We start from the raw sequence: 11,515 nt of genomic DNA, 5'->3' as shown, positions 1-11,515 counted from the left end.
TGTTAGCTATCAGGAATATAGGAGGCGTGATAAAGACTGATGATGGTACAGTCATCTATTTGGATAACGCTTTTGAATCGAATGGGAAGTCCGGGTTGTCTGGTGCTTTAAATGTCAGCTGGATTACTATGGCATTGTTTTTAATGGTTCCTATTCAAATTCTTATATGGAGTGGGAAGTTGGCGAGTGTTGCGTTTTTAAATGTAGAAATTCAGTTATGGTCGTTAATGACGATGGTGGCTATTTGTGTTGCATGTGTGATTTTTTTTCGTGTTTGCTTTTTTAGATTGAGGCACCCTATGGCATACCATTGGGTTCAAATTTCTGGTTTGTCATTTAGAATGTTTTATGTTAGCTCGTTGATGTGGTTATTGCTAAGCAATGTTTCTTGGTTGGCTTATTTTTGTGTAGTGTTGCTTTGGGTTTTTTCTGAAGTTAATAATGCCTATGAGGTGAGGCGCGTCAGTGATGAAGAGATAAACAAGGCGTTTCGTAAGCGCTTCAGATTTCATTCTGAGGGAGATGTTCTTTACAATCCACTGGTTAGCGTAAAGGAGCTTTGTAACACCGGACGTAAATCTTGGGTCAAATGGAGAGATCGCTTCGAAACCTTCGGGGCGGTGGTTCTAGTGATAATTGGTCCTGCTCTTTTTGTTCGCAGTCAATTATATCGTGATAATTTTGAGCCGAGATTTTTAATCATAGCATGTGTCGCGCTGGTCTTGGCTCTGGCTGTACGAAGTATGACGACAGAAGTTGCTATCGCACGCCGGGCACTGAAGCTGAAGCAACAAGAAAGGTTGACTAGCTAAAGGAATATAGGTGGCGTGATAAAGACTAACGATGGCACAACCATCTATTTGGATAACGATTTTGAGGTAAACGGAAGGCCTGGTGTTTCATGGGTGATTAACGTTTGCTGGATGTTCTTGGCTGTTTTTGTGATGGGGCCGCTCCAGATGCTTGTTGTAGAAAGGTTCTCTGGATTGTTCTTGTTTGGCGTAGGGGTCGGGTGGTGGTCGTTTCTTATGATGGTTATTGTTTGTTTAGGTTGTGTGGTGCTCTTGCGTATTGGCTTGTTTAGAGTCCGCCATCCTATGGCCTATCATTGGCTTCAAATATTGGGTGGTTCATTTAGGATTTTCTATGTTAGTGCGTTTCTATGGGTGTCTCTTAGTAGCATGGGGTGGTGGGCTTATCTGGTTGTTATTATGCTGTGGATATTCTCGGAGTTAACGAATTGCTATGAAATTCGGCGTGTTAGCGACGATGAGATTTCCAAGGCATTCCGGAAGCGCTTCAAAATTCATCCGGTGGGTTTCCTGTTATATAACCCTATTGCCAATGTCAAGGATTTGCATAGCTGGGGTCGTGCACCTTGGGTCAAGTGGCGTGATAGATTTGAAACCTTTGGTGCTGCAATCGGAGTAATCATCGGTCCGGCGCTATTCATTCGCAGCCAGCTATACCGGGACAACTTCGAACCAAGATTCATGATCATGACTGGTGTCGCACTAGCTATGGCTATGGCTTTGCGTCATATGACAACAGAAGTTGCCATCGCTCGCCGGGCGCTGAAGTTGAAGCAACAAGAAGGGTGAGTGGGTATATCCTGAATTGACCTGGCGAGCTGGCCACAGGAAGTTACCCAGCTGCGCCCCTGTTGATCAGCGTGTCCTGCGTTACCATGGGGTGTCGCTTTGTCGGATATTGTCGAAGGGAGGATAACCATCATGCACGTTATCATCGATCTCTGCGTCGTCCCGCTTGGGGTGGGCGTGTCGGTCTCGCCGCAGATCGCCGCCTGCCAGCGGGTGATCGAGGCTTCGGGCCTAACCCACCACATGCATGCCTACGGCACCAATATCGAGGGGCCGTGGGACGAGGTGATGGCGGTGGTCAAGCGCTGCCACGAGGTGGTGCACGAGATGGGCGCACCGCGCATCACCACCACCATCAAGCTGGGTACGCGCACTGACCGCGAGCAGTCCATGGCCGACAAGGTGTCGAGCGTCGAGAACAAACTGCGCAACTCTTGAGCCGTCATCACGCAACATCGTTCAGGTCGGCAGCGGCGCCAGCCAGGCGTCGCCCAGGCGCAGCAGGTGGTCGGTAAGGGCGTCGAGTATCTTGCCGCCCTGGCGCCAGTGGTGCCAGTAGAGCGGTACGTCGATCACATGGCCCGGCGACAGGTCGATCAGTCGGCCGTCGGCAAGGTAGGGGCCGGGATCGATCTCCTGCAGTCGCCCTTCGCTGAGTTCGCGCTCGGCCTGGCGCTCCGGCACCATGCCGTAGCCGAGTCCTGCCAGGGCCAGGCCGACGAAGCCTTCCGACGAAGGGCACAGGTGGTGGGGGAAGGGGGGCTCCACGCCATACATGGCCAGGAAGCGATGCTGCAACCGGTCGTCGGGGCCGAACACGATGGCCGGTGCCTGGCGCAACGCTTCCGGCGTCACGCCTTCGGCGAAATAGCGAGCCATGAAGGCGGGGCTGGCAAGGGCGCGATAGCGCATGCTGCCCAGGCCGTGGCTGCGCGCCCCTTGTACCGGCGTCGGTGAATCGCAGATGCAACCGGCCACGTCACCGTCGCGCATGCGCTTCAGCGCCACCTCCTGATCCTCCACCACCAGTTCGAACAGTACGGGGTACTGCTCGCAGAAGCGGCCGATGGCCTCCGGCCACCAGGTCGCCAGGCTGTCGGCATTGATCGCCAGGCGCAGGCGCTGCTCGCTGCCGCCTAGTGCGGGCACCTCGCCGAGCAGGTCGCTCTCCAGCAGGCGTACCTGCTGGGCGTGGTTGAGCAGGCGCCGGCCCAGTGTCGTGGGGGCGAGACGAGGGCTGCGTACCAGCACCGGTTGACCCAGGCGCGCCTCAAGCAGCTTGATGCGCTGCGATACCGCCGACTGCGTGAGGCCCAGATGGCGGGCGCCACGTTCGAAGCCGCCCTGGTCGACCACCGCCACCAGCGCTTCGAGCAGCTTGTAATCGAGCATCAGTATTTCTTATCCCCCAGTCGGTTTATTCATTTCATTAATTAATTGCTTGAGCTTAGCCTTGGCGACAGCGTCTCGCCAAGGAGAAAGTCACATGTGGTTGTCATGGCTCAATGGGTTACTGATTTGCGCCGGTCTGATCGTTGCCATCGGTGCTCAGAACGCCTTCGTACTGCAGCAGAGCCTGCGCCGTCAGCATGCCTGGCTGGTGGCCGGGATCTGCGCACTGTGCGATTGGTTGCTGGTGGGCATCGGCGTGCTTGGCCTGGGTGTGCTGATTGCCCAGCAGGAAGAGCTGATGGAGGCGGCACGCTGGGCTGGGGCCGCCTTCCTGGCCTGGCAGGCGTGGCTGGCGTTCCGGCGGGCCTTCGCCGGGCAGGCGTTGGCCGCAGGAGGCGGTAGGGTACAGTCGTGGCAGGCTGCCCTGGCCGCGACGCTGGCCGTGACCCTGCTCAATCCCCAGGTCTACCTTGAAACCGTGGTGCTGCTGGGTGCCATTGGCGCGGTGCAGCCGAGCCCGCTGGGCTTCTTCATCGGTGCGGCCATGGCTTCGTTCGGCTGGTTCTTCGGCCTGGCGGCCGCGGCCGGCTGGCTGGCCCCGCGGCTGGCCAACCCGCGGGTGTGGCGGGCTATCGATTTGGCGATCGGCCTCATCCTGGCTTGGGTGGCGTGGAGGTTGGCGAGTGGCGCCATGATGCCTTAAGGAATCGATGTCGGTTGTAAACCTACCTTTACGGCGTGTCACGCTGACGAACCACTGGGAAGTCCGACTCCAAGCGATCTGCGCAGCTGTAAGGTTTTCCTTACGAAAAGGGCAGAGGCAGGTGCCTCGTGTCCTTACTCGAGGCCACAAAGGAGCGTTCCGGCGGGCGAGAGAGGGCACTAGTCTGGAGGCACGCAATTGGCTCCGCGAGTTCGGAAGCCAAGCTTTCATAACAAGGCCAATGAGCCCCTGGAGGAACCATGAACGCACCTGCCAAGACCGTATCACCGATCAGCCAAGAGAATCCCATCGGTACCAACGGCTTTGAGTTCGTCGAGTACAGCGCACCTACCGCCGAAGGCATCGAGGAGTTGCGCGCGCTGTTCAACCGCATGGGGTTCACCGAAACCCGCAAGCACCGCTCCAAGCAGGTCTTCCTGTTCCAGCAGGAGAACGTCAATTTCGTGCTCAACGCCGAGCCGAACAGCCATGCCGCCGAGTTCGCCCGTGTACACGGCCCCAGCGCCTGTGCCATGGCGTGGAAGGTAGCCGACGCCAAGCAGGCCTTCGACTACGCCGTGGCCCACGGCGCCGAGCCGATGGAGAGCCCGGTTGGCCCCGGTGAGGTGGGCATTCCCGCCGTACGCGGCATCGGCGGCTCGCTGCTCTACTTCGTCGACAACAAGGTCGACAACGAAGGGCGCACCATCTACGACATCGACTTCGAGGCGATTCCTGGCCGCGCACGCAACGACAACAGCGTGGGGCTGAAGGTGCTCGATCATCTGACCCACAACGTCGACCGGGGTCAGATGGATGTCTGGGCCGATTTCTATACCGAGATTGCCAACTTCCGCGAGAATCGCTACTTCGACATCAAGGGCAAGAAGACCGGCCTGCACTCCCGGGCCATGACCGGGCCCTGCGGCAAGATGCACATTCCCATCAACGAGTCGGCCGACGATACCTCGCAGATCGCCGAATTCCTGCGCGAGTACAACGGCGAGGGCATCCAGCACCTGGCGATGGCAACAGACGACATCTACGCCACGGTACGTGCGTTGCGCAGCAACGGTGTCACTTTCCTCTCCACACCGGACACCTACTACGAGAAGGTCGATTCACGCGTCCCAAACCATCAGGAGAAAGTCGAGGATCTGCGTGAACTCAGCCTGCTGATCGATGGTGGCGAAGGCGAGGGTGTGCTGCTGCAGATCTTCACCGAGACCGTGATCGGCCCGATCTTTTTCGAGATCATCCAGCGCAAGGGCAACGACGGCTTCGGCGAGGGCAACTTCAAGGCCCTGTTCGAGTCGATCGAGGAGGATCAGATCCGTCGAGGGGTACTCAAGGCGGATTGATTGCCGGCGGCCTCATCCTCAAGGGTGAGGCCGTTTTTTCTATGGCAGGATCAAACCCTGCTCAAGTGAACTAGTACAAGAAATTGTCGTTGCATTGTCGGTATTGTGCCGGGCATATTGCTGCGTCAGTTCATAACAACGACTTTCCTGGTGACGTAATGACGACCGAGCAACAACCTCGCGCTCAGTGGCTAGGCCGCTGGGGCTTCGTGCTGGCGGCGACGGGTTCCGCCGTCGGCCTGGGCAATATCTGGAAGTTTCCCTACATGACCGGCGAGCACGGCGGCGGCGCCTTCGTGCTGGTCTACCTGGCTTGTATCCTGGCAGTGGGCGTGCCGGTGATGATGACCGAAATCGCCTTCGGGCGGCGCGGTCGCGGCAGCCCCATCGACGCGGTGCGCCGGGTGGTGACCGAGTCCGGGCGCTCCTCGGCTTGGTCGCTGCTCGGCTGGATGGCGATGCTGGCAGGTTTCATGATCCTGTCGTTCTATGTGGTGGTGGCCGGCTGGTCGTTCTCCTACCTGTGGAAGATGCTGAGCGGCGGGCTGGCGGGCACCGGCGTCGACGACATGGTGGCCATCTTCGTCGCCAATAACGAGAACCCGCTCAACCTGGGCTTCTGGAGCACCCTGGTGACGCTGGCAACCATGCTGATCGTAGGGAAGGGCGTGCAGGCAGGCATCGAGAAGAGTGTGAGCTGGATGATGCCGGGCATGGTCGTCATGCTGCTGATCCTGATCGGCTACGGCGTGTTCTCTGGCGGCTTCGGCGAGGCATGGCGCTTCCTGTTCTCGTTCAAGACCGGCAGCCTGTCGAGCGAGGGCATGCTGGCTGCGCTGGGGCATGCGTTCTTCACCCTGTCGCTGGCCTCGGGCGCTATCCTGACATACGGCAGCTACCTGCCGGCGCGGGCCTCCATCGTTCGTACCACCTTCACCGTAGCGGTGGCCGATACCCTGGTGGCGTTGATGGCCGGCCTGGCGATCTTCCCCATCATCTTCGCCAATGGCATGAGCCCCGAGGGCGGGCCCGGGCTGCTGTTCATGAGTCTGCCGCTGGCCTTCCAGGCGATGCCGCTGGGCACCTTGTTCGGCATCCTGTTCTTCGTCATGCTCTCGATGGCGGCGTTGACCTCGTCGATCTCCATGGTCGAAGCCACCGTCTCCTGGCTGGTGGACAACAAGGGCATCAGCCGCCGCACCGCGGCCTGGGGCACCGGCATCGTACTGTGGCTGGTGAGTACCCTGGCGATGCTGTCGTTCAACCTGGGCGCCGATTGGACGTTGGCCGGTCGTCACTTCTTCGACTGGCTCGACTACCTCACCTCGCGCTGGATGATGCCGCTGGGCGGCCTGGGCATGGCCTTGCTGGCCGGCTTCGTATTGAAGAGCGAGAGCTTTCGCGAGGAGCTGGGTCTGGCGCCGCACTGGCATGCGCTGTGGCTGTTCATGGTGCGCTACGTGAGTCCGCTGGGCATCCTGGTGATCTTCGTCGATGCGCTGGGTATCGCGCGCGTGGAGTTCGGCGCGCACTGGCCCTGGCTGCTCGGCGTGTTGGCATTGGTCACGCTGGTTGGGGAGTGGGCGAGCCCCAGGCTGCGGCGTACGCTGGCTGGCTGAGCGATCGGCTTGCCCAGGCTGGGGCAAGCCGTTAATGTCGGGTCGGGTCCGCTTGGGACGTTTCATCGAGACGACAGGATGATCTCACACAAGGTTTACGATGCCGGCCCGGTTGCGCCTCGTGTGCTGCGAGGCGCATTGACGCTTCTGGTATTGCTCTTGATTGCCGGCTGCGCCGGACGCGACGGGGGCCGCGGCGGCGAGCGGGTATCGGCCCCTTCGGGCTGGAACGGCGAGCAGGGGCAGGCCTCCTTCTATGCCGATCGCTATCATGGCCGCCGTACCGCCAGTGGCGAAGCGCATGACCGCAATGCGCTTACGGCGGCTCATCGCAGCCTGCCATTCGGAACCCGGGTGCGTGTCACCCGGCTGGACAACGGCCGCGAGACGGTGGTGCGCGTCAACGATCGTGGCCCCTTCATTCGCGGCCGTGTCATCGATCTCTCGCGGCGTGCCGCCGAAGAGCTCGACATGGTCGGGCAGGGCGTGGTGAACGTGCGGCTAACGCCTGAATGAGGCAGCTGGCCGTGCCTCATGCGTGTCTACGACTGCCAGCCATGCGACAATGAGGCATCGCCAGCGCCGAGCGTAAGCCCATGTCTTCCCCCCGCAGCGAATCCATTGCCGAGCTTCAGCGCCTGCGCCGCGGTCGTTCGCGGCGCGGTTGGCTCACGCGCAGCTTCCGCCTGCAGGTGATGCTGCTGGTCGGCCTGCTGCTGGCCGGCATGTTGTTGGCCCAGGGCGCCTACCTCAATCATCGCAAGGCCGAGATCATCAGCCATCAGATGGGGGAGCGGGCGCTGGCCGTGGCACTCAGCGTGGCCAGCATCCCGGAACTGATTGCGGCCTTCGACGACCCCGACCCCAGCGCCACGATCCAGCCCATTGCCGAGCGCATTCGCCGCGAGACGGGGGCGCGCTACGTGGTGGTCGGCAATACCGAGAGCCTGCGCTATTCCCACCCGCTGCCGGAACGGCTGGGCAAGCCGATGGTCGGCGGCGATAACGAGCGGGCGCTGCTGCATGGCGAATCCTACGTTTCCGAGGCCACTGGCTCGCTGGGCGAGGCGGTGCGCGGCAAGACCCCGGTATTCGACGCCGAGGGCAACGTCATCGGCATCGTCTCGGTGGGCTTCATGCTCGACCGGGTGGCGCTGGACGTGATCGAGCACACCAGCCTGGGCTGGTGGCTGGTGGCGCTGATGATCGTGCTCGGCTTCGCCGGGGCCTATTTGCTCTCGCGCCATCTGAAGAAGGTGATCCTCGGCCTCGAGCCCTACGAGATCGCGCGTCTGGCGATGGAGAAGGAGGCCATCCTGCAGTCGATCCACGAGGGTATTCTGGCGGTGAATCGCGAGGGGCTGATCACGCTGGTCAACCAGCAGGCGCGACGCTTCCTTGGCCTGCCGCCGGCCGAGGAGGTGCTGGGGCGGCCGATCCAGGAAGTCGTGCCCAACTCGCGCCTGTTCGAAGTGCTCGAGCGTGGTGAACGCCAGTTCGATCAGGAAATGTGGCTCGGCGACCATCCCATCGTCGTCAATCGTGTGCCTATTCTCGATGCCGGCACGATAGAGGGTGCGGTTGCAACGTTTCGCAGCCGTCGGGAAATCGTCGATCTGTCCAACGCCCTGAGTGCCGCCAGCCGCGACGTGGACATGCTGCGCGCCCAGGCCCACGAGTACTCCAACAAGCTCTATACCATCTCGGGAATGCTCCAGCTCGACAGGATCGAGGATGCCTTGGCCTTGATCCACCAGGAGAGCGAGCGCCAGCAGGCGCAGATGACGTTCCTGATGAAGCACGTGGTCGACCCCGTGGTCAGTGGCACGCTACTCGGCAAGCTGACCCGGGCGCGAGAACTCAACGTGAATCTCGAGATCGACGAGCAGAGTTCTCTCTCTTCGCCGCTGACCCTGGCCGGCCAGGAGGTCGTGATGACGGTGCTCGGCAACCTGATCGACAATGCCTGCCATGCGGTGCGAGAACGGGGGGAAAAAGGGCAGGTTCGCCTGTTCTTCACCGATCTTGGCGAGCAGCTGTTGATCGAGGTGGAGGACAATGGTCCTGGTGTGCCGCCGGAGAATGTCGGGGCGATCTTCGATGAGGGCTTCTCGACCAAGCCCGGCAAGCATCGCGGTATCGGCCTGGCGCTGGTCAGTCGGCTGTGCCGTGAGCACGGTGGAGCCATCACCCTCGAGGAGAGTGAACTGGGCGGCGCCTGCTTCACGGTGGTGCTCGACCGCTCGCTGTGCCGCGAGAGTCAGTCGGTCGAAAGCGGTGAAACATAACGACAATACCAATACGCCATGAGGGAAAGTGATGTACGAACCAGGCCAGATGCCTGACGAGTACGGCATCCTGATCGTCGAGGACGACTTTCGGATTGCCGAGATCCACCGCGCCTTCATCGAGCAAAGCCAGGGGTTTCGGGTGGTGGGCATGGCCCGCAACGGCGCCGAGGCGCGCGAGCTGATGGTGCGCCATGCCAACGACGTCCATATGGTGCTGCTTGACGCCTATCTGCCGGATGTCGAGGGCCTCGAGCTGCTGTGGGCGCTGCGCCGCGATCACGTCCACGTCGATATCGTCATGATCACGGCGGCGCGCGAGGTGGATACCATTTCCGAGGCGCTGCGCGGCGGTATCTTCGATTACCTGATCAAGCCCGTCGAGGCCGCCCGAATGGCTCAGATGCTGGCGCGTTTCCGGCGAGAACGCGTAGCGCTGGCAGCGCGCAGCGAACTCAACCAGGAGGAACTCGACCGGGTACTGGCCCGGCTGCGACCGGAAGCTGGGGCGAGTAGCGGTGCGCGCAGCCTGCCCAAGGGCATCGATCGTTTGACGCTGCGTGCGGTGGTGGCGGCATTGGACAGCGCCGGAAAGCCCTTGGCGGCCATGGAGGTCGCTCGTGCCATGGGGGCCAGTCGCTCGACCGCGCGGCGTTACCTGGAGTTCCTGGTCTCGGTGCAGGTCGTGGGCGCCGAGCTGGGCTATGGTGACGTCGGGCGGCCCGAACGGCGCTACCGGCTGGCGGGAGACGCGTCGCCCTGGTGCGAAGAGGGGTGAGAGAGGAGGGCTGAGAGTTGCAAAACGGCCGTGAGCACAATGGACAAAATGCTCACAAAGAACACTTTGTCGTTTATGTTCAGAAACTTGTCTATGTTGTGAAGACTCCTCTAACGTTCGAGGTGTACGCCCTCGGGCGGTGACACAATAATTATCCGACAACCGGAGAACGCCATGACTGCCAAGTTTCCCGTCAAGCACCTGACCCTGCTGGCCCTGCCGTTGGCTGCTGCCAGCCTGGCCACCCTGGCTCAGGCCCAGGACTGGACGCCCACCCGTTCCATCGAGTTCATTGCCCCGGCCAACCCGGGCGGCGGCTGGGACACCCTGGTGCGCACGACCTCCCGCGTCATCCAGGAGGAAGGGCTGGCTGACCAGAACTTCGCCGCCATCAACGTGCCGGGCGGCGGCGGTGCCGTGGCTTGGGCGCAGATCGCTCGCGACAGCGGCAACCCGCACAAGCTGTTCGCGACCAGCCCGCCGATCATCCTGGTGCCGCTGGCGGGTACTTCGCGTCACGACCACACCGACTTCACGCCGATCGCGCGCCTGATCACCGATTATTCCATCGTGCTGGTACGCGACGACTCCCCCTACAGCGATCTCAACGAACTCTTCGCCGCCATCGAGGAGAGGCCCAATCTCAGCATCGGCGGCGGCAGTGCGCCCGGCTCCATGGATCACATCTCCATCGCCGGCTTGGCGTCGGCAGCCGGGCTGAATGCGTCGGAAGTCAACTACGTGCCGTTCTCCGGCGGCGGCGAGGCAATGACCAGCCTGATGGGCGGCCATGTCGAGGCAGTGATCACCGGTGCCGGTGAAGCCTCCGGCCAGCTCGGCGAAGGCAGCCAGGTCCGCGCCCTGGGTGTTTCCGCCCCCGAGCGCATGGGCGGTGTCCTGGCCGAGGTACCCACCTACCAGGAGCAGGGTATCGACTACACCTTCGACATCTGGCGTGGCGTGATGGGTGCACCGGACATGCCCGCCGAGGCCGTGGCCTACTACGAGGAGCTGTTCGCCCAGATGCTCGAGACGGATGGCTGGCAGCAGGCTCGCGATCAGCTTGGTTGGCTCGACGCCTATCAGGACAGCGAGGAGTTCGGTGATTTCCTCGATGCACAGAAGGTGCAGTTCAGCGAAGTGCTGGGCGACCTCGGCCTGCTCGGCCAGTAAGCGCACGCAAGAGCGTCGGCAAGGGGCCTGCAACGGGACCCTTGCCGGTTCATCATGCATTACCTGAGCCGTTCGGCTCGAGGTTTACCCCATGACACGACTCAATACCAACCAGTGGCTGGCTCTGATCCTGGCCGTATTCGCTGTCGTCTACCTGTGGATGGCGTGGCAGATCCCTTCGTTCCCGCTGCCGCGCCCGGTGGACTCCGATCTCTTTCCCAAGGTGCTGGGTTTCACTCTGTTGGGACTGGCCGCCTTGCTGTTCTTCGAGCGCCCGGCTGCAGCAGTCAGCGATGACGAAGTGGCCGATGCCGCGGCGGAATCGGCACAGGTGAGCGATGGCCAGCCTCTGCTGCTGCGCCCTTGGTCACGCGTCGTCGTGACGTCGCTGGCCATCGTCGCCTATGCCTTCCTGCTGGTGCCTCTTGGCTTCGTACTGGCCTCCACCGGGCTTGGCTTCGGCCTGAGCTGGTATTACGGCTATAAGCGTCATGTCGTCAACCTGGCGGTTGCGCTGGGCGTGGTGCTGACCTTGTACCTGACCTTAACCCGTGCCATGGGCGTCTATCTGCCCACCGGCCTGCTGCCAATCTGACTGGC

12 protein-coding genes are annotated in these 11,515 nt (G+C 61.3%); 11 read left to right on the top strand and 1 reads right to left on the bottom strand.

What is annotated here, in order from left to right; all coding sequences use genetic code 11:
• Nucleotides 1–26 precede the first annotated feature (26 nt).
• The 3 genes from ACUY1T_RS02545 (at nucleotide 27) to ACUY1T_RS02535 (ending at nucleotide 2,039) form a co-directional block, all read left to right on the top strand.
• Nucleotides 27–812, top strand: coding sequence for a hypothetical protein (locus tag ACUY1T_RS02545; RefSeq protein ID WP_446020143.1), 786 nt, complete (start codon nucleotides 27–29; stop codon nucleotides 810–812).
• Nucleotides 813–827: 15 nt separating this feature from the next.
• Nucleotides 828–1,601, top strand: coding sequence for a hypothetical protein (locus ACUY1T_RS02540; RefSeq protein WP_446020142.1), 774 nt, complete (start codon nucleotides 828–830; stop codon nucleotides 1,599–1,601).
• Nucleotides 1,602–1,733: 132 nt separating this feature from the next.
• Nucleotides 1,734–2,039 (top strand): MTH1187 family thiamine-binding protein, encoded by a 306-nt coding sequence (locus ACUY1T_RS02535; RefSeq protein WP_446020141.1) that lies wholly within the window; start codon nucleotides 1,734–1,736, stop codon nucleotides 2,037–2,039.
• Nucleotides 2,040–2,060: 21 nt separating this feature from the next.
• On the opposite strand, the gene ACUY1T_RS02530 is transcribed toward ACUY1T_RS02535, so the two are convergent.
• The gene (locus ACUY1T_RS02530) at nucleotides 2,061–2,993 is read right to left on the bottom strand and encodes a LysR family transcriptional regulator ArgP (RefSeq protein WP_446020140.1); all 933 of its coding nucleotides are present in this window, start codon (nucleotides 2,991–2,993) and stop codon (nucleotides 2,061–2,063) included.
• Nucleotides 2,994–3,087: 94 nt separating this feature from the next.
• Here ACUY1T_RS02530 and ACUY1T_RS02525 point away from each other — a divergent pair, with 94 nt between their 5' ends.
• From ACUY1T_RS02525 to ACUY1T_RS02490, 8 genes are all read left to right on the top strand, one after another.
• Nucleotides 3,088–3,696: a LysE/ArgO family amino acid transporter gene (locus tag ACUY1T_RS02525; RefSeq protein WP_446020139.1), complete on the top strand. Its 609-nt coding sequence runs from the start codon at nucleotides 3,088–3,090 to the stop codon at nucleotides 3,694–3,696.
• Nucleotides 3,697–3,956: 260 nt separating this feature from the next.
• The gene (hppD, locus tag ACUY1T_RS02520) at nucleotides 3,957–5,057 is read left to right on the top strand and encodes a 4-hydroxyphenylpyruvate dioxygenase (protein WP_446020138.1); all 1,101 of its coding nucleotides are present in this window, start codon (nucleotides 3,957–3,959) and stop codon (nucleotides 5,055–5,057) included.
• Between the two features lie 158 nt (nucleotides 5,058–5,215).
• The gene (locus ACUY1T_RS02515) at nucleotides 5,216–6,676 is read left to right on the top strand and encodes a sodium-dependent transporter (protein WP_446020137.1); all 1,461 of its coding nucleotides are present in this window, start codon (nucleotides 5,216–5,218) and stop codon (nucleotides 6,674–6,676) included.
• Nucleotides 6,677–6,754: 78 nt separating this feature from the next.
• A complete protein-coding gene (locus ACUY1T_RS02510) occupies nucleotides 6,755–7,192 on the top strand; it encodes a septal ring lytic transglycosylase RlpA family protein (protein WP_446020136.1) in 438 nt (145 codons plus the stop codon).
• An 80-nt stretch (nucleotides 7,193–7,272) separates the two neighbouring features.
• Nucleotides 7,273–8,964, top strand: a complete 1,692-nt coding sequence (locus ACUY1T_RS02505) for an ATP-binding protein (RefSeq protein WP_446020135.1) — start codon at nucleotides 7,273–7,275, stop codon at nucleotides 8,962–8,964.
• A 31-nt stretch (nucleotides 8,965–8,995) separates the two neighbouring features.
• Nucleotides 8,996–9,742 (top strand): response regulator, encoded by a 747-nt coding sequence (locus ACUY1T_RS02500; RefSeq protein ID WP_446020227.1) that lies wholly within the window; start codon nucleotides 8,996–8,998, stop codon nucleotides 9,740–9,742.
• 174 nt (nucleotides 9,743–9,916) lie between these two features.
• Entirely contained in the window at nucleotides 9,917–10,915 is a 999-nt protein-coding gene (locus ACUY1T_RS02495; protein ID WP_446020134.1) for a tripartite tricarboxylate transporter substrate binding protein, read from the top strand.
• A gap of 91 nt (nucleotides 10,916–11,006) precedes the next feature.
• Nucleotides 11,007–11,510 carry a tripartite tricarboxylate transporter TctB family protein gene (locus tag ACUY1T_RS02490; RefSeq protein ID WP_446020133.1) on the top strand — a complete coding sequence of 168 codons (504 nt, stop codon included), beginning with the start codon at nucleotides 11,007–11,009 and terminating at the stop codon, nucleotides 11,508–11,510.
• The last annotated feature ends 5 nt before the right edge of the window (nucleotides 11,511–11,515 follow it).

Source organism: Billgrantia sp. Q4P2 (assembly GCF_052806135.1).
The sequence above is the reverse complement of the archived record's forward strand: the minus strand, read 5'-3'. Positions and strand labels throughout refer to the sequence as shown.

Coding starts and splice junctions, on each gene's coding strand:
- ACUY1T_RS02535 (WP_446020141.1), top strand. CDS start 1,734: ATGCACGTTATCATCGATCTCTGCGTCGTCCCGCTTGGGGTGGGCGTG.
- ACUY1T_RS02530 (WP_446020140.1), bottom strand. CDS start 2,993: ATGCTCGATTACAAGCTGCTCGAAGCGCTGGTGGCGGTGGTCGACCAG.
- ACUY1T_RS02525 (WP_446020139.1), top strand. CDS start 3,088: ATGTGGTTGTCATGGCTCAATGGGTTACTGATTTGCGCCGGTCTGATC.
- hppD (WP_446020138.1), top strand. CDS start 3,957: ATGAACGCACCTGCCAAGACCGTATCACCGATCAGCCAAGAGAATCCC.
- ACUY1T_RS02515 (WP_446020137.1), top strand. CDS start 5,216: ATGACGACCGAGCAACAACCTCGCGCTCAGTGGCTAGGCCGCTGGGGC.
- ACUY1T_RS02510 (WP_446020136.1), top strand. CDS start 6,755: ATGATCTCACACAAGGTTTACGATGCCGGCCCGGTTGCGCCTCGTGTG.
- ACUY1T_RS02505 (WP_446020135.1), top strand. CDS start 7,273: ATGTCTTCCCCCCGCAGCGAATCCATTGCCGAGCTTCAGCGCCTGCGC.
- ACUY1T_RS02500 (WP_446020227.1), top strand. CDS start 8,996: ATGTACGAACCAGGCCAGATGCCTGACGAGTACGGCATCCTGATCGTC.
- ACUY1T_RS02495 (WP_446020134.1), top strand. CDS start 9,917: ATGACTGCCAAGTTTCCCGTCAAGCACCTGACCCTGCTGGCCCTGCCG.
- ACUY1T_RS02490 (WP_446020133.1), top strand. CDS start 11,007: ATGACACGACTCAATACCAACCAGTGGCTGGCTCTGATCCTGGCCGTA.